At 49.8% G+C, this 22,181-nt stretch carries 20 protein-coding genes and 1 tRNA gene; 14 read left to right on the top strand and 7 right to left on the bottom strand.

Features of this window, described 5'->3' with window-relative positions; translation table 11 throughout:
• Nucleotides 1-4: 4 nt before the first annotated feature.
• Entirely contained in the window at nt 5-376 is a 372-nt protein-coding gene (locus FBF29_03410) for a response regulator (GenBank protein QJU07729.1), read from the bottom strand.
• Between the two features lie 58 nt (nt 377-434).
• Here FBF29_03410 and FBF29_03405 point away from each other — a divergent pair, with 58 nt between their 5' ends.
• Together FBF29_03405 and FBF29_03400 are read left to right on the top strand one after the other, a co-directional pair.
• Entirely contained in the window at nt 435-1,601 is a 1,167-nt protein-coding gene (locus tag FBF29_03405) for a class I SAM-dependent methyltransferase (GenBank protein QJU07728.1), read from the top strand.
• Nucleotides 1,602-1,614: 13 nt separating this feature from the next.
• Entirely contained in the window at nt 1,615-3,786 is a 2,172-nt protein-coding gene (locus FBF29_03400) for a hypothetical protein (protein QJU07727.1), read from the top strand.
• 7 nt (nt 3,787-3,793) lie between these two features.
• Here FBF29_03400 and FBF29_03395 read toward each other — a convergent pair whose 3' ends face one another.
• Nucleotides 3,794-4,009 (bottom strand): hypothetical protein, encoded by a 216-nt coding sequence (locus FBF29_03395; GenBank protein ID QJU07726.1) that lies wholly within the window; start codon nt 4,007-4,009, stop codon nt 3,794-3,796.
• A gap of 66 nt (nt 4,010-4,075) precedes the next feature.
• A complete protein-coding gene (locus tag FBF29_03390) occupies nt 4,076-5,344 on the bottom strand; it encodes a DUF11 domain-containing protein (GenBank protein QJU07725.1) in 1,269 nt (422 codons plus the stop codon).
• A gap of 100 nt (nt 5,345-5,444) precedes the next feature.
• Between FBF29_03390 and FBF29_03385 the strand changes: the two genes are divergently transcribed.
• The 7 genes from FBF29_03385 (at nt 5,445) to FBF29_03355 (ending at nt 12,820) form a co-directional block, all read left to right on the top strand.
• Nucleotides 5,445-5,519: transfer RNA gene (locus FBF29_03385), tRNA-Glu, on the top strand.
• A 146-nt stretch (nt 5,520-5,665) separates the two neighbouring features.
• On the top strand, nt 5,666-6,469 hold the full coding sequence (locus FBF29_03380) for a hypothetical protein (GenBank protein ID QJU07724.1): 804 nt from the start codon (nt 5,666-5,668) through the stop codon (nt 6,467-6,469).
• Nucleotides 6,470-6,793: 324 nt separating this feature from the next.
• Entirely contained in the window at nt 6,794-7,834 is a 1,041-nt protein-coding gene (locus FBF29_03375) for a LysM peptidoglycan-binding domain-containing protein (GenBank protein ID QJU07723.1), read from the top strand.
• A gap of 64 nt (nt 7,835-7,898) precedes the next feature.
• A complete protein-coding gene (obgE, locus tag FBF29_03370; protein ID QJU07722.1) occupies nt 7,899-9,218 on the top strand; it encodes a GTPase ObgE in 1,320 nt (439 codons plus the stop codon).
• A gap of 235 nt (nt 9,219-9,453) precedes the next feature.
• The gene (locus FBF29_03365; GenBank protein ID QJU07721.1) at nt 9,454-10,428 is read left to right on the top strand and encodes a beta-lactamase family protein; all 975 of its coding nucleotides are present in this window, start codon (nt 9,454-9,456) and stop codon (nt 10,426-10,428) included.
• A gap of 6 nt (nt 10,429-10,434) precedes the next feature.
• Nucleotides 10,435-11,850, top strand: coding sequence for an exodeoxyribonuclease I (gene sbcB / locus FBF29_03360; protein QJU07720.1), 1,416 nt, complete (start codon nt 10,435-10,437; stop codon nt 11,848-11,850).
• A 1-nt stretch (nt 11,851) separates the two neighbouring features.
• On the top strand, nt 11,852-12,820 hold the full coding sequence (locus FBF29_03355) for a ketopantoate reductase (protein QJU07719.1): 969 nt from the start codon (nt 11,852-11,854) through the stop codon (nt 12,818-12,820).
• Between the two features lie 203 nt (nt 12,821-13,023).
• Here FBF29_03355 and FBF29_03350 read toward each other — a convergent pair whose 3' ends face one another.
• Nucleotides 13,024-13,443 carry a hypothetical protein gene (locus tag FBF29_03350; protein QJU07718.1) on the bottom strand — a complete coding sequence of 140 codons (420 nt, stop codon included), beginning with the start codon at nt 13,441-13,443 and terminating at the stop codon, nt 13,024-13,026.
• A 146-nt stretch (nt 13,444-13,589) separates the two neighbouring features.
• Between FBF29_03350 and uvrA the strand changes: the two genes are divergently transcribed.
• Complete coding sequence (gene uvrA, locus FBF29_03345; protein ID QJU07717.1) at nt 13,590-16,424, top strand: excinuclease ABC subunit UvrA; 2,835 nt, start codon at nt 13,590-13,592, stop codon at nt 16,422-16,424.
• A gap of 42 nt (nt 16,425-16,466) precedes the next feature.
• Here the strand turns inward: uvrA and FBF29_03340 are convergent, their stop codons facing one another.
• Nucleotides 16,467-17,120, bottom strand: coding sequence for a DedA family protein (locus FBF29_03340; protein ID QJU07960.1), 654 nt, complete (start codon nt 17,118-17,120; stop codon nt 16,467-16,469).
• Between the two features lie 44 nt (nt 17,121-17,164).
• Nucleotides 17,165-18,928, bottom strand: a complete 1,764-nt coding sequence (locus tag FBF29_03335; protein ID QJU07716.1) for an ABC transporter ATP-binding protein — start codon at nt 18,926-18,928, stop codon at nt 17,165-17,167.
• Nucleotides 18,929-19,198: 270 nt separating this feature from the next.
• Between FBF29_03335 and FBF29_03330 the strand changes: the two genes are divergently transcribed.
• The 3 genes from FBF29_03330 to FBF29_03320 are packed head-to-tail and all read left to right on the top strand — an operon-like array spanning nt 19,199 to nt 21,073.
• Nucleotides 19,199-19,861 (top strand): NUDIX hydrolase, encoded by a 663-nt coding sequence (locus tag FBF29_03330; GenBank protein ID QJU07715.1) that lies wholly within the window; start codon nt 19,199-19,201, stop codon nt 19,859-19,861.
• Nucleotides 19,862-19,889: 28 nt separating this feature from the next.
• Nucleotides 19,890-20,312: a hypothetical protein gene (locus FBF29_03325; GenBank protein QJU07714.1), complete on the top strand. Its 423-nt coding sequence runs from the start codon at nt 19,890-19,892 to the stop codon at nt 20,310-20,312.
• 47 nt (nt 20,313-20,359) lie between these two features.
• A complete protein-coding gene (locus FBF29_03320; GenBank protein QJU07713.1) occupies nt 20,360-21,073 on the top strand; it encodes a hypothetical protein in 714 nt (237 codons plus the stop codon).
• Here the strand turns inward: FBF29_03320 and FBF29_03315 are convergent.
• Nucleotides 21,054-21,506: a hypothetical protein gene (locus tag FBF29_03315; protein QJU07712.1), complete on the bottom strand. Its 453-nt coding sequence runs from the start codon at nt 21,504-21,506 to the stop codon at nt 21,054-21,056. The genes FBF29_03320 and FBF29_03315 overlap by 20 nt on opposite strands.
• A gap of 80 nt (nt 21,507-21,586) precedes the next feature.
• On the opposite strand from FBF29_03315, the gene FBF29_03310 reads away from it, so the two are divergent.
• Nucleotides 21,587-22,165: a uracil-DNA glycosylase family protein gene (locus FBF29_03310; protein ID QJU07711.1), complete on the top strand. Its 579-nt coding sequence runs from the start codon at nt 21,587-21,589 to the stop codon at nt 22,163-22,165.
• Nucleotides 22,166-22,181: the final 16 nt, after the last annotated feature.

The following is a 22,181-nucleotide window of genomic DNA, read 5'->3' as shown; positions in this document are numbered from 1 at the left end:
AAACTCACGGCTTTGTAATGACTGATTTGACCTGGGCGACAACTTGGCGCGGGGTGAGGTTGGCCTTGACGATGTAGCCTTGGATGCCGAGTGAGCGCATCTCGCGCGGAGCTTCTTCTTCGCCGAGGTTGGTCAGTACGATAACCGGTATTGTCTTGCCCCATGTGTGTGACCGAATATGTTGCAGGGCCTCAGCTCCATCCATTTCTGGCATTTGGATATCAAGCAGAATGATATCTGGGCGGAATGATTCAATTAACCTGACGCCGATAATCCCATTACTGGCTAGCCGCACGTCAAATCCGTCCGCCTCGAACTTCATTCGGTACATCTGACTGATTGTGGCATCATCTTCAATGATAGCAATTTTAACCATAATTGTATTATAGCAGGCAGTGGTGTATTGTAAAACTATTACTATAAAGGTGGGCAAGGTGATAGTAGAGCAGCGTAAAGGGGTGAATATTCAGTCAGGTCGTGGTGATTGGCCTAAGATACCGGCCGAAGCGCCAGGTCATGGCATAGAGATTGGTGTAGCTAATTGGCAGATTCATCAGGTGTCGATATGTGACCAATATCAGACATCATCACACGAGAGGATAACGGCGGAGCTAGAAAAGTTAGCTGGTATGGGCTTTCATGGTGATTGTGATCTTAACGCAGCGATTGGGCGCCAGCGAACGAGGATTGATGATACTAATCCAGCGACACACGAGTTGATCGCTCGGGTTCCTGGCGTCGAGAATTGGCTGGAACTGATACCGACAGCGTCGGCACTGGACTTGTTATATGATCCGAGTATTGAGCAATTAACGAATGGCAAACCAGTCTCGCCAGCGGTGCGCGACTGGGCTTGTAACATTTTGGATGCGCACGGTATTCGCAGTCGCGGTGAAATTGTTCAGGATATTCTTTCCAGGCACGCTATTGATCAAGCGTCTCCGGGCACCGCAGAACAGCAGTGGGTTAGTCTGGCTTGCGGTGCTGCTCAGCCGGTTTGTCATGCACTCCGGCACATTAAAGAGAGTGGTGGTACCATGCCGCGAGTCACACTGGTTGATCTCGATCGGTCAGCACTCAGTGCTGCAAAAGCGTATGCTCAGGAAATGGAAGTTGATCAGTTTACCGACGTTCGTTGTATGAATATTCTGCGTGCTCAGGGCGTAGCCCTGCCCGCAGTAGACGCTCAAATGAACGTAGCGGCTCGAGCACTGCGGCGGCAGGTTGGTCTTGAGGTGGCTACGTACGATGCAGTCGATGCCGTTGGAATTTTGGAGTATGTACCTGAGGTGCTTTCAGATGAAAGCCCGACGGCGTTGCAGGTTAATGCGGCAACTTTCCTAGCCAATGCTGCTCAACTAGTGAAGCCTGGTGGGCTACTGCTGGTTGGTAATATGCGTGATACGCATCCGCAGCTGGGATTTACGCTTAATGTTGTGCAGTGGCCACATATTCAGCCTCGGTCAATCGAAACAATGCAGCGGATTGTGGGGGTAGCGGGTTTGGGTGATTGGCAGGTCGATGTATATTGTCCTAATGACGGTGTCTATGCACTGTATGCTATGCGTAGACCAAAGGTTGGTGGTACACTAGAAATATGACGAGGGAGTGGGCATGGAGATAGCGGGGCTGATTATTGCCGGGGTGATGTCATTGGTATTTGGCCTTATGGTCGTGGCTCATCAACCACGCCAGCCGGCGACCAGATTCTTTTTTGTACTGACGGTTGGCATTGCGCTGTGGGCACTGGGTATTGCGGCGTTTTTAGCGACGAATGTACTGGCGGCGGCACTGATGTACCTGAGGATATATTACATCGGAGCAGCGCTGATCGCGGTAGCCATGATCTCGGTGGCGGCTCATATCGGCTCTCGACGAACAATGAAATGGTTACCGGCCACTGCTTGGGTGTTATTCAGTATCGTTGCTGCGGTGATTGTCGTGCGAGTTGACTGGCTGATAGCACAAGTGGTAGTGGATGAGCATACCGTCGTCATCCATCCGATCGGTTATTTCATCTATATGGCGTATTTCATACTGCTGTTTTTGGCGGCACTGGTAATTCTCGCGTATCAGGCTCGTCGTCGCAGTGCGCTTTTGGTGCGCTCTCAGCTACGGCTTATTTCTCATGCGTACGGGATTGCTGGTGGCGTGGGCATGGTATTTAATTTGTTACTACCAGCTGTCGGTCGCTACGATCTCATTTGGGCCGGTCCGCTGAGCACCTTTATTTTTATACCGTTGGCATACCTAACGATTGTTAAACATCGTCTCTTTGGTCTGAAAGATGCGGCGGTGCGAACGATTGCATATGCGATGTTGTTGAGCTTGTTAGCGATCGTATATTACGCGGCGACGTATATTATCTCGGCGATTGTCAGTGCGCTCAGCGGTCACGACATCGGTGGGATACCGGGCTTTTGGGGCGTGCTGGCAGCATTGTTTTTAGGGTTTTTGTTTCAACCGACCAAGCAGTTTTTTGATCGCCTGACCGACAAGTTGTTTTATCGACAGGATTATACCATTGAAAGTTTTATCAACGAGATTGGGCAAATTTTGCTGCACACAATGGGGCTGCGGCTGCTGACGACTCGATTAGCGGCGTGCCTGACGCGGCTCCTCAAGGCTCGTCAGGTGATCTTTGCGGTCTATGATGACGGGCGCTTTCGGATATTTGGCTCACGTGGACACACTCGTCCGCCGCAAGTGGACCTAACGGGATTGGCAGCGCAACACCAAATTGAACAACTTGATGACGTAGCGGTCGTCGAATCGCTGCCAGAGCAGCTACGGCGGACGATGAAACTACAAAAACTGGCTATCGTCATGACATTATCGCTGCAGGAAGACATCGTTGGTTTTGTGCTGATCGGCGAAAGTCAGAAAAATAACTATGTCGAGCGTGATCTCTCAATGCTTCGGGCGGTGCGCGGTGAACTAGCGATCGCCATTAAAAATGCTCAGTCGATGGAGGAGGTGAATGAGCTGAATGCCGAACTACAGCAGCGTGTCGAGGCGGCGACGCAGGAACTGCGGATGAGTAACCAGCAGCTACAGCGGCTAGACGAGGCGAAGAATGAGTTTATTTCTATGGCGTCCCATCAGCTGCGGACACCGCTAACCAGTATCAAGGGCTATCTCGATATGTTGCTCCAAGGTGATCTCGGCCCAGTTCATCCAACTCAGAAAGCTGTTCTGCGCGAAGCCTTTTCCTCGAGTGAGCGCATGGTACAACTGATCAATGACTTTCTCAGTATCTCTCGCTTGCAGACCGGAACATTCACTATGAATCGTCAGCCGGCTAACCTCGGTGATATTGTACAAAGTGAAATGGCTCTGCTGAAGATTGTGGCCAAGCAGCATAACATCACTCTTTCGGTGCGTATTGACGATGATGTTCCGACCTTGGCTATTGATGCTGAAAAACTCCGCCAAGTCATCATGAACATGATTGATAACGCAATCTTTTATTCTAAAGAACGAACGACGGTCAAGGTGTCGCTCTGTTGCGATACGCGGGAAGTGGTGTTTACGGTCGAAGACCAAGGTATCGGCGTGCCAAAAGCTGAGCAGTCTGGCGTGTTTGGTAAATTCTTTCGCGCTTCAAATGCTCGCAAGCGTCGTCCTGACGGCACGGGCGTTGGCTTGTTTTTGGCGCGTAAAGTTGTGTTGGAGCACGGTGGGGCGATGATTTTTACCTCGAAAGAAAACAAGGGCAGCACGTTTGGTTTTCGTCTGCCACTTGATAGGACGGCCGCGAACAAGAAAAAGGCGACAAGTCACTGAGAAAGTTTTACCGGAATAAACTAATGATGCCAGTGATGATCACAATGACGATGATGACTATTACTACGCCGATGCCGACACCACGCAGTAATTTTTTGCGTTCATATAGCCACTGACTGGCCGACGAGCGGCTGACCGCCTGGATGCGCGTGACACTGGGCCGAGTTGTTGCTGCGTCAACGCCAGAGTATTTCTTAGAGCGCTTTTTCTTCTGTTTTGCCATAATACTATTGTACCATGAAATGCCCCTCGGGGTGCGAGGGGCATCCACGTCAACCAGATTTATGATTTACACATGACGTCGACTGATGAGGTAGGCGACTCCAGCAGTGAGCAGGGCGCCAAGACCCAGTCCACCAACGAGCGTGTCGGTGGCGTTACCGGTCCGCGGTAGTTCGCCAACGGTCGTCGGTGCGGCAGGTGGGTTGGTGGCTTGTGCGCCACCTGAGGCTGATGGTGACTGCTGATTGTCGTTGGTCGATGGCTGCTTCGACTGGTCTGGCGTTTTTGGTTCAGGTTTTGGTTGTGGAGCTGGTTGGGCCGGGTTTGGTTGTTTTGGGTCAGCCGGTGCTGGCTTTGGTTGTTTTGGTTGTGGCGTTGGCGCTGGCTTTGGTTGGGGAGCCGGGACCTGCGGCTTAGTCACCTCTATAGTAGCGCTGCTGCAATTGCTATGACCCTCAAGCGAAGCCTGCTCGCTCTTGAGACAAGTTGTGCTGGTCAATGTGCCCGCGACGTATTGTTTAACGACCGCGTCAATAGTGAATGTTTTTGACTCATTTGGCTTGAGCTCACTAATCAATGTCTGCCAGGTATTATTCTGAATTGTGCCACCAGACGCCTTTAGATAGGTTACACCTTGTGGTGCGGCATTGGTGGCGTACGTATCCCGCAGCGTAACCGTCCCCGTGTTGATGACAGTTACCTGGTAAGTGAAGGCCTCGTTGACGGCGACTGTCTTGTGTTGCGCACCATTGACGGTAGTCTTGACGGCAAGCGCTAGAGTGATTTTCGGTGGTTTATCTGGCTTTGGTTCAGGTTTTGGTTGTGGTTTCGGCTCAGGCTTTGGTTGTGGAGCCGGGGTTTCGCCAGGGACTGTGGCCTGTTTGGTGCAGGCATCGCTGGTCACCGTCTCTTCCTTGCCGTTTACGTCAACGACGATAAAGGCTTTAACCGTGTACGTGCCTGGCGCGAAGCCCTTAAACTCGTTACCAGTTCGGTATACTTCTTTGCCGCTGGCGTCGTAGACTTTGTAAATTGTTGTCTTATAGGTTGCGCCACCATGAGCGGAATATTTGACTGAAAACTTGAAACTAGTAGCCGAAAACTGATCAATGCTGAGTGCATTACAGCTGTAAACTGGCGTAGGTTTTGTGTTCGTCGGCGCTTGGGTATTGGTGTTGGCGGAGTGATCAGAATCTAGCGCCCATAATGTAGTTGGCACTGCCGCTGTAACTGCGACTACCGCTAAAACGGCATAGTGGCGCAGCGATAGCGAGCGGAATAGTGATGATAAGTTTCGCATAGCTTCCTCCTTTATCCTCATAACTCTATGTAGCATACACCAAAATGTTGTAAAAGTCAATTTTTACCACAGCCAGCAGCCGCAGCTAATTCCTAGACAAAATATTGCCAATCTGCTACAATACGACCTGTTTGATGGCCTCATCGTCTAACGGTCAGGACACCAGGTTTTCATCCTGGCAATCGGAGTTCGATTCTCCGTGAGGTCACCAATATTTATAAGGATAGTTATCCCGTTTGAATTTGCAGTAGCTCGCTCAGTTTTGATAGCGAGCTATTTTTGTTGACGTCAAAACGTAAAAATACTCTGGTATAATAGACAGTAGGACACTTCAAAAAGAAAGGAGAAAATCCTCGAATGACAAAGACGACAGCCACGACTACAAAGAATAAACCTAAGAAACAAGCTGCATCTTCACCAGAGCGTAATATTCGATGTGAGGCAGTCATTGTCATTGAGGCGGCAATACTTGTTTGTTCAACGGGGGTATTCATAGGTCAACTACCGCTATTCTTTCAGAACCTTCAGGATATGCCGTTAGTACTGGCTGTCATTGGCGTAGCTATCGCATCACTCCTCGTTCAGGGTCTCATTGTCTTGAAGCAGTCCCGTCGAACTGACCAGTACCGGCAACGCATCGCTGCGCTTGCCATGGCTGTGGTGTATCCGGTGGTGCAATTCGTGGTATTGGCGCTGTTCTATATCTCTCAGGTTGGCCCATTTAGTTCAGCACTTCGAGAGGTTACCCGTGCGATATTTAGTGCTATACTAGCCTTTAATAACTCGCTCCCGGCTATATTGTTTATGGTGGCGTGTACGACTATTGGTTCGCTGTGGCTATGGAAGATTATCGCGATGCCTAAGGGAGCGTCATACTGGCAGCCGCGTTCAGCCGATCAACTATCTGAGGCGGAGAGAATCAAGCAGAGGCGGGGTCTGCGTTATCGCAATATTGGTCTAACCTTGATGGTGCGAGTGCCGTTCGCACTCATATGTGCGTTCATACTTGTCGTGACACTGTTGTATATTGCTCCTGCTACCATTCTCTTTGCGATGATTATGGCGATGTCTGCGGTGGTGCCACATGCAGTCATTTTGAGCTTTGTTGTTGGGCTGGTGTATATGCTAAAGGGTGAGGTGTATTACAAGATAAAGCATTGACAAATTATGAGAGGATCGCGTATAATGGAAACAAGCTTGCGCTCATACAGGGTATACGCCGTGTAGGCGCGCGGGCCTACCAGAACGGTCGCACGGATGCGGAAAACTAATCGTTTAGCAATATTAACTAATTATTAGGTCGACAATGCATCCTGTTCTTGTGCGAGAAGAAAGACTTAGTACGGTAGTCAGTGTTGATGGAGACATTGACACGGGAGAAGCGTTATTCGTAATCAAGTATCTGCCCGTCGGGGCAAAAAACTCAAGTTAAGCGCAGTATCGGCGTACGGTGGGATTTTTCTATTAGTTGTTTCATTTTTGGCATTGAGCTACCAAACGGGCGGGGTTGCCAGCCGGCAGGGCTCGGTGTCCGCCTCCCAACCGGTCGCACCGTCTGCTGGCCCAGCTCATGAGACGAATAAGGCCAATAAGGTCTCGGTAGACCAGCTAGCGGCTGCTAATGCGGTAACTGATCTAGCTGAGACAGTTAATCTGCCGACTGCGGGTGACTTGCGCGAAGCGACGGCAACACTGTCGATCAAAAAAGAACTGGCTCAGGGCGATACTGAAGTTATCTCCAAGCCACAAATCGTCCAGCCAGAAAAGTCGGCCCAGCGCGGTATCAAGACTTATGTCACTAAACAGGGTGATACGATCAATTCTATTGCCAAGAAGTTTAACGTGACAGCACAGACGGTACGCTGGGCGAACAATACGACATCTGATGCGGTTGAAGCCGGCAAGACATTGATTATTCCGATGGTTGATGGTGTGGTCTACACTGTTAAGGACGGCGACACCATCGAAAAATTGGCAGAAAAGTATAAAGCAAATCCTGAACGAGTGGCATTGTATAACGACTTGGCAAGTGGGGCGGCACTAGCTAAAGATACGCGGATTGTCTTGCCAGGCGGTGTGTTGCCAGAAAATGAGCAGCCAGGTTACGTGGCGTCGCGCTCGGGCCGTCGGGGTTATGCAGGGCGGACAACGGGCGGCGCAGTCAGTGGTGTCAGCTATGGTTACGCTCGAGCATCAGTTGGCAATCGATACGCTCTTGGCAACTGTACGTGGTATGTGTACGAGCGGCGAGCAGCACTTGGTCGACCAATCGGTAGTTTCTGGGGCAACGCAACGTCGTGGGCGGCAAGTGCTCGGGCAGCAGGTTTTGTTGTTAATCATACACCGGCACCAGGGGCAATCTTCCAGACGACATGGGGCGGTGGCGGTCTTGGCCACGTCGGTATGGTCGAGCGGGTTGAAGGTGGCACGATCTACGTTAGCGACATGAATTATGCTGGGTATAACGTCGTGACGCATCGAACAATCCCGATGTCTGAAGTTGGTCGGTATAACTTTATCCACTAGGATGTTCTAAGGCAACAAAGTGCCTCCGCTATCTCTCGGGGGCGCTTTTTGATATACTGAAATTATGTTTGTAGATACAGCGAAAGTGTTGGTACGAGCTGGCAAGGGCGGCAACGGCGCAGTCAGTTTTCGGCATGAGAAATATGTTGATAAGGGTGGTCCTGATGGTGGCGACGGCGGACGCGGCGGTGATGTGGTGTTTTTGGCGACCAAAGACCTCAATACATTGCTGAATTTTCGCTACAAGCCAGAACTAAAAGCAGAAAATGGCGGCGACGGTAGTAAGCGCAATAAACGCGGCAAGAACGGCTCGCCGCTGGTCGTCAAAGTGCCAATGGGCACACTGGTCAAGCGTGACGGCAAGGTGGTGGCAGACTTGACGGCAGACCAGCAACAAGCGGTCGTTGCTCGGGGTGGTGATGGTGGTTTTGGTAACGCGCACTTTACCTCAAGTACGCGCCAAGCACCAAAGATGGCTGAACTTGGCGAGGCGGGTGAAGAATTTGAGGCAGAGCTGGAACTAAAATTGCTGGCTGACGTTGGCTTGGTTGGCTTTCCGAATGCTGGTAAATCGACCTTCTTAAGCGTAGTTTCTAACGCCCGACCGGAGATTGCTAACTATGAGTTTACGACGTTGACGCCAAATTTGGGCGTAGCGGATGTGGATGATGGTTCAGTGTTGATCGCTGATATTCCGGGGCTGATTGAAGGTGCGTCGGAAGGTAAAGGTTTGGGTGACCAGTTCCTGCGTCACGTTGAGCGGACAGCCGTGTTACTGCACATGATTGATGCGTATAGTGATGACCCAGCGGAAAAATACCAGACCATTCGCCGCGAGCTGGAAAAATATTCTGAAGAATTGGCGGCGCGTCCAGAGATTATCGCTTTGACGAAATGTGAAGGATTGGATGATGAAATCATTGCTATGCAGTCGACAGCACTGCAGAATGTGGCGAACGGTTCGCCAGTAGTGGCGATTTCCTCGCAAACGCATGCTGGCGTGACTGAGCTGCTTCGTTTGCTGCGCCGTGAAGTTACTGAATATCGGGCACGTGAGGCGGAGATGGTTGAGGAGGAGAGCTATGATCTACCGGTAATCGCCCTGGATGCACAAGCAGCGTCTGACGCCTGGACGGTGGAGCGGGTTATTGGCGTGGAGCCTGAAAATGTAGACGGCGAAGATGTGGTCAGTTTCATTATCCACGGTGCTAAAATTGAAAAGTTTGCTCGCCGCACTAACTTTGATCAATTTGAATCGGTCAATCGCCTGCGAGATATCATGCGAAAAATGGGTATCGCTCACGAGTTAATTCGTCAGGGTGCAGTCGGTGAGACCGTAGTGCAGATTGGCGAATCGATGCCATTTACGCTGGTTGAGCAGTAAAAGAATCGATATATTAAAAGAATAGAGTAGGCTGCTGCTTTATCCCTGGTTGTTATAACGGGTAACTCGCAGAGCCGGGATATCAGTTAATACATAGTCACGATAAGGTGCAACACTGGATCGGCCGTGGCTTCTTTTAGGTAAAGGCCAACGGGTATCTGTGCCGGCTCACAAAAACCGAAGAGCAGAGGATTGTTGGTTGTATGTTATACTAGGATTGGCTAGGAGCGGGCTTATGAATGATACGATTTTTAAGAATAAGAAGATTCATCAGTCGACACTGTTAGTATACAGGGATGATAAGAAAATTGCAGAGCTATCAAAAGGTGGTATGACCAGCGATTCGCCATTTGTGATTGCGAGCATCTCAAAGCTATATACTGATGCACTAGCCTTCTGGCTGATTGATCAAAAACAGCTTAGCTATACTTCACGGTTGATTGAGCTATTACCGGCGACTATGGTTGGCGGCCTACCAAATGTCGATGGGGTAACGCTGCGGCATTTGATTGATCAGACATCAGGCTTTGCAAATTACGAGGTAGATAAATTACTAGACGGTACGGTGTTGTTTAAGGAAGTCTTGCGGCACGACCATCCAGTGAACGTAGAGGATGCGTTGAAAATGGTAGCCGAGTTGCCGCCAAAAGGTAAACCCGGTGAGCGTGCTTATTACGCCGATATCAATGCACTCCTAATCGGCGAGATCTGTCAGTGTGCTACTGGTAAGACATTGCCTAAGCTGCTTGAAGAAATTATCTGCCGACCGCTTGGCTTCACTAAGACGCACTACCATACGTTATCTGAAAAGGACATCATGCCGGTTTATAATGGCGACCGTATAGTCATGCTCCCGAAATATCTATCAACACAAATGGCACAGGGTGGTATAGTCTCAACTAATAACGAGTTAATGCAGTTCTTGCGAGCATTTTTCGGCGGCAAGTTATTTTCTCAAAAACACATTACTAATCCTACTTTTCGACCTATTCAATTTGTGCCGCTCAAGTACGGAAGCGGGATGATGCAACTCAAAATTCCGCGAATATTGTCTCCGTTTGTTCCAGCACCAGAGATTATCGGTCATAGTGGTATGAGTGGTAGTTTTGCTTTTTATTGTCCATCAAAGGACGTCTTTGTGACGGGTACAATTAATCAAATTAAGCATCGGCCATTTGAAGTAATATATCGGGCGATAGACAAGGGGTAGGGTTATATGGCGCGAACATTCTTCTTCTACGACCTCGAGACGAGTGGATTAAATCCGCGGCAAGACCGCATCATGCAGTTTGCTGGGCAGCGGACAGACATGAACCTCGAGCCAATTGGTGAGCCGTATAATCTGCTAGTGACGCTGAATGATGACACCTTGCCAAGTCCTGATGCGCTGATGGTAACCGGCATCACGCCGCAAAAAACGGTCGAGGAAGGCTACACCGAGGCGCAATTTGCCCGGATGTTGAGTGAGGAGATTTTCACGCCGGATACTATTGCGGTTGGCTTTAATAATATTCGGTTTGACGACGAATTTATTCGTCATTTGTTGTGGCGCAATTTTCATGATCCGTACGAATGGAGCTGGAAAGATGGTCGCTCGCGTTGGGACTTGCTGGATGTGGTGCGGTTGACCAGGGCACTGAGGCCGGAAGGAGTCAAGTGGCCGCTTGATGCTAAGGGTGAGCCAAGCAATCGCCTGGAACTCATCACCAGTGCCAATGGCATTGCGCACGAAAATGCTCATGATGCTCTGGCGGACGTGACGGCACTGATCGCTGTGACGAAATTGATCAAGCAAAAGCAGCCGCAGCTGTATGACTACTTACTAAAAATGCGTGATAAAAAATTAGTCCAGCAGCTGGTCAATGTGGACGACAAAAAACCGTTTGTCTATGCCAGCGGGCGCTACGATAAAGAATTTGCTAAAACTACGGTGGCATTTCCGCTGATAACCAGTCGAAACGGCGGCATATTTGTCTATGATCTGCGGTATGATCCGACACCGTTTGTTGGGTTGAGTGCGGAGGAATTGGCGAAGAAAATATTTGCTTCCTGGGAGGAGCGGCAAGCTGAGGACTTCGTCAAATTGCCAGTCAAAGAGTTGCAGTACAATCGCTGTCCGGCAGTGGCGCCGCTGGGTGTACTGGAGCAGGGCGATGGCTGGCAGAAGATTTCGCTTGACCTAGCAACTGTCCAAAAACACCAAAATATATTACTGGGCCACCCAGATTTTGCTGAAAAATTACGGACTATTTTTGAAAACAAGCCAGCCTTCAAAAAACTGCCCGATCCGGAAGCGCAACTATATGATGGCTTTTTGAATGACCGTGATCGCCTGCGAGTAGAAGCGGTGCGCAATGCCGATGAGCGCGAGCTAGCTGATTTTCATCCGGAGTTTCAGGACGAGCGGTTGGCGCCGCTGCTGCTCCACTACAAAGCGCGCAACTTTCCGCGCTCACTCAGCGAAGATGATCTAACGCAATGGGAAGCATGGCGGGCCCGACACCTGCAGGCGCAACTACCACAATTTATGGCGTCTCTGCAGCGGCTAGCCTCGACAGCGACCGATGAGCAGCAGTTTATCTTACAAGAATTGCAACTGTGGGCAGAGGCAATAGTGCCGACCGAGGAATAGGATGCGGTACCTGATTTATGGCGCGGGAACAATCGGTCTGACGTACGCGTATTTATTAACGGCACACCATGATGTTGATGTGCTAGCGCTGCCTGAGCGGTATGAGAAGGTGTCGCAAGGCGTGCCGCTTGCTATAAAGGATTTGCGCCAGCGTAACGATACGTATCAGTCGACAGTATTTCACCCACAGTGTATCACGTCGCCAGAAGGTTATTACGACGTTATACTAGTGACGGTGAATCGCTGTCAGCTTCAATCGGTACTACCGATGCTAGCAAAGTATCAGCCGAAGGCTAGGTGGATTGGATTTATGCAAAACAATTGGCATCTGGCTGGTGAGGTTGATCAATATATATCGCCTGATGATTATTTTATCGCCTTTCCTTCCAGTGTTGGCGGTGGGCGTGATGATCATGGCATAAAGGTTATTGTCTTTCCGACACCGACGCGGGTTGGTGGCATAAAGGCGGGAGCAAAGTTGTTTATGCAGCATTTAAAAGAGGCTGGTGTGGCAACTAGCTATGATGCTCATCTGCTTGATTGGATGAAGGTTCATTATCTCCAGCAGTCAGCGACCGCTGGCGCCATAGCTAGCAGCGGTAGTTTCTCGGCATTAACGCACGACCCAGGGGCGATTCGACGGCTAATTATGGCACTTCGTGATGGTATGTCCCTATGTCGTCATCAAGGTGTTGCAGTGTGGCGAGTTTTCCCCCTTAATGTATTATCAATAATGCCACTAAGGGTGGCAACTCCGATAATGCAGCATGCACTTCAACAGCCTGATGTTGTTGATATGGTAACAGGTCATATGAAGCACGGATTTGGTGAATGGCTGGCTGGATATGACGAGGTGCTAGCTGAGGGGAGGCGATTGGGCATCCCGATGACAGCGTGGCAATTATATAATTCGGCTGTTCAGCGCTATAAGTCGACTGCTTTGGCAGAGAAACAAATAGCAGCTGGGTAAAAGCCGGCCGCTTCGTGGTTACATTGACGCTAAACATCCACTTATCATCACAGGCACTTGGTATCAATTATTGGCGTGAGTTGGCGGCGGATATTGGTGAGCACCGTTTCGCTACTTGGGATAGTCTGGGTGCAAGATGAGGCAAAGAGCAGAAGCTGACGTTATAGAAACAGATCAGATTGAATAAGCGAGGCATAGCGTATTTAATTTGTTGCGACAGCTAATCGCGCAGTTGACTGATCATCCGCTTTCGTAGCAGTGTCAGTGTGTGTCACGTAGCGTTGGGTTACCACTAACCACGCGGCAACCATCGCTAGACTAACCTGTTGCGTTGCGGTGTGACGAGCTCGTGCTGCCAGGCGGACCTGTCGGTTGATACGACGTTGATCAAGTCTCCCGAGCATCTCGATACTATTCCAGAAGGTAATGCTGATCGACTTGCCCCAGACGATACATACCGGCACAATGATCATCCAAAACCCCATCATGACGGCCGCCGGTAGGATCATGCTAGTGAACGGAACTCGGCCTATCGTTACGAATGAAAACCACTCTTCGCGGGTCACATAGAACAAGGTTGCGACGGCAACAGCAATTCCACAGATGATCACAAACCTCTTCATGTATTTTACTATAACAGCCGATTATTATATTTGCAATCATAAGCATAATATGTTGCTACAAGTACAGCAAAGCATGATGTCAAGGGAGGTCACCTCACTCCCCGCGGCTGGAAAAATAAACGCCTATTCGGTATAATAGACCAGATATGCCAGAGGTAATTCGCGTCAAGGGCGCTCGTGAACATAATCTGAAAAATATTGACGTGGAGATCCCGCGCGATAAATTAGTGGTGATCACTGGTCTGAGTGGCAGCGGTAAGTCGTCACTAGCGTTTGACACGATTTACGCCGAGGGGCAGCGCCGCTACGTCGAGAGTTTGTCGAGCTACGCGCGGCAATTTTTAGGCATTATGGATAAACCGGATGTTGATAGCATTGAGGGCCTGAGTCCGGCAATTTCAATTGATCAAAAGTCAACCAGCCGTAATCCGCGTTCAACCGTGGCGACGGTGACCGAGATTTATGATTATCTGCGCCTCTTGTTTGCGCGGATTGGCACGCCGCATTGTCCGGCTCTCAAACCAGACGGTACGCGCTGCCATAAACCAGTGTCGCGCCGCACAGCCGAGGCGATCATCCAGGAGATTGCCAAGCAATATGATGGCAAGCGATTGCTGCTACTCGCGCCAATTGTCAAAAATAAGAAGGGCGAGTTTGCGCACATTCCAGAGCAGTATCGACGGTTAGGTTACGCCCGGGTGCGCGTGGATGGCGTGGTGTATGCGCTGGATGAGTTTCCGCAGTTACAGAAAAGTTACAAGCACAGTATTGAGTTAGTGGTTGATCGCCTGGCAATGAACAATGACCTAACTAGCCGGTTGAGTCAGAGCGTCGAGCAGGCGCTGGAGCTTGGGCAGGGGGTTGTCGAGGTGCTGGATGCTGATACGGATGAGTTGAAGATGTTTTCGCAGCGTTATGCCTGTGTTGACCATCCGGATGAGGAGATTCCAGAGCTTGAGCCGCGTCTATTTAGTTTTAATGCACCGCAAGGGGCCTGTCCGAGCTGTACCGGACTTGGCAGTCGATTGGAGGTCGATCCTAATTTAGTACTGAACGAAAACCTGACGATTGCTGAGGGTGCGATTCGGCCATACAACAGGATCAATGTCGATAACTTTTACATGCGCAAGATTTCGGCGGTAGCCGAGGCGCATGGTTTCAGTATCCGGACACCGGTCGGGCAGTTGTCTGATGAGGCGCGCCAGAAGGTACTCTACGGTACGGGCGATCAGAAATATCCAGTACAGCTTGGCAATGGGCGGCATTACGATACAACCTATGAAGGAGTGATTCCCAATTTGGAGCGGCGCTGGAAAGAAACCGATAGCGAATTTATGCGCAAGGACATTGAGCGGTTTATGCGCCAGCGGGATTGTTATGTTTGCGGCGGTGCGCGGCTAAAGCCGGTTGTCCTGGCGGTAACGGTGCAGGGCCTGAATATTATGGATATTTGCGACCTTGGCGTTGATGACGCGCTTGATTTGTTCACTCACAAGTTAACATTGAACGAGCAGCAAGCGATGATTGCGCGGCTTATTTTGAAAGAGATTACCGCCCGCCTCGGCTTTATGAGTAATGTCGGGCTGAATTATTTGGAGTTAGGGCGGGCGGCTAATACACTAAGCGGTGGCGAGGCGCAGCGAATTCGGCTGGCGACGCAGATTGGCAGCGGTTTGCAGGGCGTGCTATACGTGCTGGATGAGCCGTCGATTGGTTTGCATCAGCGCGATAATGACCGACTGATTGCTACGCTGAAGCGTCTGCGCGACCTCGGTAATACGGTGCTGGTAGTCGAACACGACGAGGATACCATTCGGCAGAGTGACTTTTTGATCGATATGGGCCTAGGCGCTGGTGTGCATGGCGGCGCGGTGGTGGCGCTGGGTTCTCCTGAAGAGGTAGCCAAATGTGCAGATAGCGTGACTGGCCGGTATCTGTCGGGTGCAGAAAAAATTGCCGTACCAAAACATCGCCGCCAGGTTGATGCGAGCCGTCAACTAATCGTCCGCGGGGCTCGCGAGAACAATTTGAAGCAGATCGACGTGGCGTTTCCCTTGGGCCTGATGACAGTGGTGTCGGGCGTCTCAGGTAGCGGTAAGTCGACGCTAGTCAATGATATTGTCGCCAAAGAATTAGCGGCACGGCTTAATCGGGCCAGCGATGTACCAGGGGCACACGATAAAATTGAGGGTATCAAGCAGCTGGATAAAGCCATCGTCATCGACCAGTCGCCAATTGGCCGCACGCCGCGCTCTAACCCAGCGACCTACACTGGTATTTTTACGCCAATTCGCGAACTGTTTGCCAGTACCCCCGAGGCTAATGTCCGCGGCTATAAAGCGGGGCGGTTCAGCTTTAATGTAAAGGGCGGCCGCTGCGAGAATTGTCAAGGCGACGGTATGATCAAGATCGAAATGCATTTCTTGCCGGATGTCTACGTCCAGTGCGACGAGTGCCATGGCCAGCGCTATAACCGCGAGGCATTAGAGATTAAATATAAAAATAAGACCATTGCTGACGTGCTCGATATGACAGTCGAGCAGGCAGCCGATTTCTTTGATAGTGTGCCTAATATCGCTCGGAAACTACAGACGCTGGTGGAAGTCGGCCTTGGCTATATCAAGCTTGGCCAGCCGGCAACTACCTTTTCGGGCGGCGAGGCGCAGCGGATTAAACTGGCGACGGAACTCTCCAAGCGCTCGACGGGCAAGACGATGTATATTTTAGACGAGCCGACAACTGGACTGCATTCTGCCGACGTTAAGCGGCTGCTGGGTATTTTACAGCAGCTGGTTGATGGCGGTAACAGTATGATCATCATTGAACACAATCTGGATGTTATCAAATCGGCCGACTGGATTATCGATATGGGGCCTGAGGGCGGTCTCGGCGGCGGTACGGTGGTGGCGAGCGGCACGCCAGAAGAAGTCGCCAACGTGCCAGAATCATTTACCGGTAGGTATCTGAAAAGTTTGCTGTAGTTGGACGTATAGCTACTAACGAGCAGGCTTTATCATGAAGGCTTATTGCTTTTTGCGGCGAGTTTTGCCGAGCAGGACTGATACTTGTTGGCGCAACGCCGCGCGAGTATGCTCCTGCTTGAGGGCGTGAATGATCATTGGCAGCACTGACAAGAAGATGATAATCAGTGCGGCGACTTCTATATTAACACCAGCGTCGGTGAGCGCCTTGCCAGCAAAGAATCCAAGGTAGGTGAAAAGCGTGGCCCAAATAACACCACCGATAATATTAAAAATAATAAAAGTTCGATAGTGCATCTTGCTAGCGCCGGCCACGATTGGCGCAAACGTACGCACAATCGGTACAAACCGTGCCAGCACCACAGTAAGTGAGCCATGCTTTTCGTAAAACTTTTCGGCTTGCACGAGATATTTCTTCTTAAAGAAGCGAGAGTTTTTGTGTTCAAATAATTTACGGCCAACTTTATGTCCAAATGCGTAACCGACACTGTCGCCGAGAATAGCCATTAATGAGAGCAGGAGCGCAAAGAAATGAATATCAATTGGCAAAATATGCTGCTGAACCATATAGCCAGCCGTGAACAGTAGACTGTCGCCTGGAAAGATAAAGCCAAAGAGTAGGCCCGATTCGGCAAAGACAACCAGCAAAATCGCGACAACACCAAAATGAACAATAAAATCAATAAACGCGTGCATCATATCATTATGCATTATAGCATACTACCTAGAGACTGTGCTGGTTAGGCGTCAATAAAGCCGCCAGATTGATGCTGCCACAGTTTTGCGTAGTGGCCGCCATGCTTAATGAGCTGATCATGCGAGCCATCCTCGACTATCTTGCCATTATGCATCACGATGATTCGATCAAGCTTGGCGATTGTTGAAAGTCGATGAGCAATGACGATTGAGGTACGGTTTTTCATCAGTGTCTTGAGTGATTTTTGGATTAGAACTTCTGACTCAGAATCAAGCGCCGAGGTCGCCTCGTCGAGGACTAAGATTGGCGCATCTTTCACGATGGCCCGAGCGATAGCGATGCGCTGGCGCTGTCCACCCGATAACTTTACGCCGCGCTCACCGACCAGTGTGTCAAAGCCGTCCTGCAGCTGAGTAATAAAATCATAGGCCCCCGCCTTTTTGGCTGCTTGTTCAATCTCGGCATCAGTAGCGTCGGCCCTGCCATAGGCAATGTTCTCGCGCACTGAACGATGAAATAGTAGCGGCTCCTGTGGCACGTAAGCGATCTGCGAACGGAGGCTGGCCTGTGTGACCTCGGCAATGTCCTGCTCGTCAATCATGATTGTGCCCGAGTCGATGTCGGCAAATCTCAGCAGCAATTTCGTCAGAGTCGTCTTGCCCGAACCACTAGAACCAACCAGCCCGACCTTTTCGCCTGGCGTAATATGCAGTGAAAAATTGTGGAACAAGGTTGCGCCTTTACCCTCGTCATGCGTAAAGGTCACGGTATCAAAATCAATGACACCGCGATCGACGTGAAGCTTTTTATCACTCTTGTCAACAAGTGATGTTGGTGTGTGTAATATCTCGACCATCTCATGGGCGTCACCGATGATCCGGTTATAATTTCGCATAATGCTATTCATATTCCACAGCTCACGGGCAACACTACCAGTGTAGGTGATGATTAAGTACACCGCTGCAACTGAAACGATATTATGCTGTGCTGCATAAATAGCGAACACGATAGCACCGATTCGGATGCTGGTATTTATTGTTGAGTAAACACTGCTGACAGTGAGGAACCCTCGCATGGTGGCCAGGCTAGCCTTGCGCCATGCACGATTCGTTTTATCAAATCGCTGCTGCTCGATTTTTTCAGCACTGGATGACTTGACAGCAAGCACATTTGACACCATGTCAGCGAGGTTGCCGCTTACTTTGTTGCTGGCCTCCGCCTCACGCCTACTTAATTTGGCCATCGGACGCGATCCAAAGAAGACGGCTACGCCAAAGATGATCGAGAACATGAATAGAAAGAGCGCGTACTGCCAGAGTAACATTGACAGGATAACAATTGATCCGGTGAGTGAGATGACCAGCGGCAGTACTGCCCATACTAGCTCATCCCAAAATCGCTCAACACAGCTACTGAGCTTGCTGTTTTGGCTGACGAGCGAACCGCCAAATTTGTTGGAGTGGAAAAACATGGTCTCGCCAGATAGCTTGGCGAATACCTTGTTTGCGATGTCGCGCTGCATAATGGTTTCTAGCGTCCACATCAAATACAGTACTATTCGCCACCCAATAATCTCTGACCATAGCTGACTTATGCCATAGAAAATTACCAATGTCCACACAGAGCCGGTCTGTAGCTGACCATGTTGAATCATATCCAGGAGCTGTGCGATAATCAGTGGCCCGACAATTGTGCCTACCACTAGGGTTAATGTAGTTATGATGAGAGCTAGATTGCGCCGCCATTTATATGGACGCGATGCTCGCCATAGTAATTGTAATGTTGTTTTTGCGTGTTGTTGTCGCAAGGTAAAACTCCTTAGATTTATATTTTGATATAAAGATAGGTCATCCACGATCTGCTATGGTGGGCTCGGGTGACCAAGACTCACGATAATAATACAAATTTCATTGTATAACAGAGGTGGGTTGGCTGTCAACTGATGGAAGAATGTTAGCGTACTATGAATAAAAGGTAGCCAAGGGAGCGTGACGTGTCTATGTCTCTACACTAGGGAAGTCGACTTCCCTAGTTTTTCTAATCTGATCGCGCTACACTAGAGCCAAAAGGAGACGATATGAGTTTTGAAGCAAAGATCCATGAGGCACAAACGAAAATTTTGCGAGAGTTGTTATTTTTGCCAGTGGCTAATTTCGCAACACTACAAAAAGCAAGCGGCCTGGAAAGCGATCATATCAAATTTCATATCAAACGGCTCGTTGAGCTAGGTTATGTGCAGAAAGTCGACGGCGGGTACTGTCTCTCGGTCAAGGGCAAAGAGTATGCGAATAAGCTTGATACTGATGCCGGTGTTATTGAGCGGCAGCCAAAGGTGGCAGTCATGCTCGTGATTGAACGTGAGCGTAATGGAGAAAAACAATATTTATTACAACAACGGCTCAAACATCCCTACTATGGGTTTTGGGGTGCGCCTACTGGCAAAGTGCGGTGGGCCGAGTCAATCGTCGATGCGGCCTCGCGTGAATTGACGGAGGAGACGGGGTTACGGGGTGAGTTTGTTCATTGCGGGGTATACCATGAACGTGTGCGCCATGCGCAAACAGGTGAAATTATTGAAGACAAGATCTTTCACCTGATGTTTTGCAAGGTATTTTCGGGTAAATTGGCCGTACAGTTTGAGGGCGGTAGAAATACCTGGCGTACACTCGATGAGATGCGTGATGAGCCAAAAAAGTACAAGAGTTTTTTGCGAGAAATCACGGCGTGTATCAATGGGTGAGGCGAGCTGACTGAAATAATATATGAATATGGTAGTGCGGAGTTCTAGGCCGCGGGCAGCACGTGCGGTATTGTGCGGGTCGTACAGGCGCGATATTGGCGGGCTGCGGCGCGCTTACGACGAGCTAGCCGTAACCGGCTGTCAGGTATTGTCACCGCGACGAGTGGACTTTATGGACGGTGAATTTGTTGTTGATACTGCAGAAGTTGGCCTGTCGCCTCGAGAGATAGAAAACTGGCATTTACGGGCTATTGAGCAGTCTGATTTTATTTTACTGCATGCCCCCAAAGGCTATGTTGGCATAAGTGCTGCGATGGAGATCGGTTATGCTCTCGCACTAAAGAAACCAATCTTTTCACGAACAGCACCGGTTGATATCATGCTGCGCGAACTAGTTTACGTTGTTCCGAGCGTGTATGATGTATTATGCACCTTGGGATTTCGTAGCTAATAAATAGATTTACGTCCATAACTTGCATAGGGTGTATAATAAAGTCTATGAACAAATCAATGACGATAGTAAGACGGGAAGTTTGCCGACTGCTTGGCGACGATACGTCAGGCCATAGCGACGATCACGTTGAGCGTGTGGCACGGCTAGCAGAGCGATTCGCGAATGAGCATAAAGAAGCGGCCTCGATGGACGAAGTGCTACTGACGGCATGGCTGCACGATGTTGATGATTATAAATTAGTTGGCAAAAAGCAGGCGGATAAACTTAATAATGCCACGTCAATTATGGCGAAAGCTGGTGTTGCGGCTGATTTGCAGGATGCGGTGCGTCATAATATTGCTCGGATTGGCTATAGTCGTTATCTACATGGTGTGCGGCCAGAGCGTCTAGCTGGTCAGCTGGTGTCTGACGCTGATATGTGTGATGCGATTGGGGCGTGCGGTATTGAGCGGGCGCTTATTTATGCAGTGAATCACGGTAGTTGTCGGATATTTGATCCAACTGTTTGGCCTGATGTGAACATTGATGCGCATCGATATAACGCCAATGGTGGCACGCATGATGGTGATAGCTTTATTAATTATTTCTTTGAGAAGTTGTTGAAGTTGCCAAAGATTATGATGACCGACCCGGGCCGAGACGAAGCGTTAGTTCGTCAGCAAACTATGGTCACCTTTCTTCGTGCCTATTTTCGAGAAAAGAATGCACCGGAGTGGGGCGATTTCCTGGAAGAATATCTTACTTCAATGGATGAGTAGAGGTATATTGCTCTTCCCAGGTCGTTATAGCCTGCCAAATTGTTTCGTTGATTGCGCTATACAGCTCAGCTACCGTGGCGATATCCGATGAAAACTCACCGTCTGCTTGTTCGGCTGATGCTGCATGTAATTCGTCAGCCAGTTTGTCGAACAGCAGCATACGTTGTTGAGTGTAGGTGACTAACGGCTTGATATCAAGAGCGATATGCTGCCGCCGTGAACTGTCTGTTTGGTAGGAGATCATATCAAGTGTTTCTAGGTAGCGTAGCCCGCCAGTAATGGCCGCCTTGCTAAAGCCAGTTTGCTCATGCAGGCTCGTGTGGCTATGGTGGTACGGTGGGGCGACAAGGAGGCAATGTATGATCGTTGCCGAGGCTGGCGGGATGCCGAGCGAGATCAAGGTGGCTATGATATTTTTTGAGTTTATATCCATGTGAACAATATATCACATAATATTGACGAAGGGTAGCCTGAAGCGTGAACAGTATAGAATGATTGTGATATACTAACGTGATGACCAGGCCGTTGCTATATGATGAAATCGATCAAGATAGTATGAATGCTTCGTTTCACGCTCGTGGTTGGCCGCCAGTCTATACCGCTTCACCCCGCTCACGTATCGTGCTGGTTGGTCAGGCGCCGGGACGAATAGCGCAGGAAACACGCACGCCATGGAATGATGCCAGTGGTCGCACGTTGCGTCAGTGGCTGGGGGTTACTGATGAACAATTTTATGATCCTGATTTGTTTGCTCTAATGCCAATGGATTTTTATTATCCAGGTAAGGCTGCGCATGGTGATTTACCGCCGCGACCGGAGTTTGCCAAAAAGTGGCATCCACGGCTGCTAGCACAGATGCCGGATGTGAGGCTGACGATTTTAGTTGGTGCTCATGCTCAGCAATACTATCTCGACAAGCAGGCGAAGCGCAACCTGACCGAAACAGTCGCGCATTATATGGAGTATCTGCCTCATTATTTTCCACTTGTCCATCCATCACCGCTTAACTTCCGCTGGCGGGCGCACAATCCGTGGTTCGAAATGAACGTCATTCCGATTCTGTCTGAGATGGTCAAAGAATTAGCACAGTAGTCAAGATCATGGTAGG

Source organism: Candidatus Saccharibacteria bacterium oral taxon 488 (genome assembly GCA_013099015.1).
In the GTDB taxonomy this organism is placed as follows: Bacteria; Patescibacteriota; Saccharimonadia; order Saccharimonadales; family Saccharimonadaceae; genus Nanosynbacter.
The sequence above is the reverse complement of the archived record's forward strand: the minus strand, read 5'-3'. Positions and strand labels throughout refer to the sequence as shown.

What these genes read in the sequence shown, in the direction of transcription:
- uvrA (QJU07717.1), top strand. Translation starts at nt 13,590, where the DNA reads ATGCCAGAGGTAATTCGCGTCAAGGGCGCTCGTGAACATAATCTGAAA.
- FBF29_03390 (QJU07725.1), bottom strand. Translation starts at nt 5,344, where the DNA reads ATGCTACATAGAGTTATGAGGATAAAGGAGGAAGCTATGCGAAACTTA.
- FBF29_03340 (QJU07960.1), bottom strand. Translation starts at nt 17,120, where the DNA reads ATGCACGCGTTTATTGATTTTATTGTTCATTTTGGTGTTGTCGCGATT.
- FBF29_03325 (QJU07714.1), top strand. Translation starts at nt 19,890, where the DNA reads ATGGTAGTGCGGAGTTCTAGGCCGCGGGCAGCACGTGCGGTATTGTGC.
- FBF29_03365 (QJU07721.1), top strand. Translation starts at nt 9,454, where the DNA reads ATGAATGATACGATTTTTAAGAATAAGAAGATTCATCAGTCGACACTG.
- FBF29_03380 (QJU07724.1), top strand. Translation starts at nt 5,666, where the DNA reads ATGACAAAGACGACAGCCACGACTACAAAGAATAAACCTAAGAAACAA.
- FBF29_03330 (QJU07715.1), top strand. Translation starts at nt 19,199, where the DNA reads ATGAGTTTTGAAGCAAAGATCCATGAGGCACAAACGAAAATTTTGCGA.
- FBF29_03320 (QJU07713.1), top strand. Translation starts at nt 20,360, where the DNA reads ATGAACAAATCAATGACGATAGTAAGACGGGAAGTTTGCCGACTGCTT.
- FBF29_03355 (QJU07719.1), top strand. Translation starts at nt 11,852, where the DNA reads ATGCGGTACCTGATTTATGGCGCGGGAACAATCGGTCTGACGTACGCG.
- FBF29_03315 (QJU07712.1), bottom strand. Translation starts at nt 21,506, where the DNA reads ATGGATATAAACTCAAAAAATATCATAGCCACCTTGATCTCGCTCGGC.
- FBF29_03410 (QJU07729.1), bottom strand. Translation starts at nt 376, where the DNA reads ATGGTTAAAATTGCTATCATTGAAGATGATGCCACAATCAGTCAGATG.
- obgE (QJU07722.1), top strand. Translation starts at nt 7,899, where the DNA reads ATGTTTGTAGATACAGCGAAAGTGTTGGTACGAGCTGGCAAGGGCGGC.
- FBF29_03350 (QJU07718.1), bottom strand. Translation starts at nt 13,443, where the DNA reads ATGAAGAGGTTTGTGATCATCTGTGGAATTGCTGTTGCCGTCGCAACC.
- FBF29_03310 (QJU07711.1), top strand. Translation starts at nt 21,587, where the DNA reads ATGACCAGGCCGTTGCTATATGATGAAATCGATCAAGATAGTATGAAT.
- FBF29_03395 (QJU07726.1), bottom strand. Translation starts at nt 4,009, where the DNA reads ATGGCAAAACAGAAGAAAAAGCGCTCTAAGAAATACTCTGGCGTTGAC.
- FBF29_03400 (QJU07727.1), top strand. Translation starts at nt 1,615, where the DNA reads ATGGAGATAGCGGGGCTGATTATTGCCGGGGTGATGTCATTGGTATTT.
- sbcB (QJU07720.1), top strand. Translation starts at nt 10,435, where the DNA reads ATGGCGCGAACATTCTTCTTCTACGACCTCGAGACGAGTGGATTAAAT.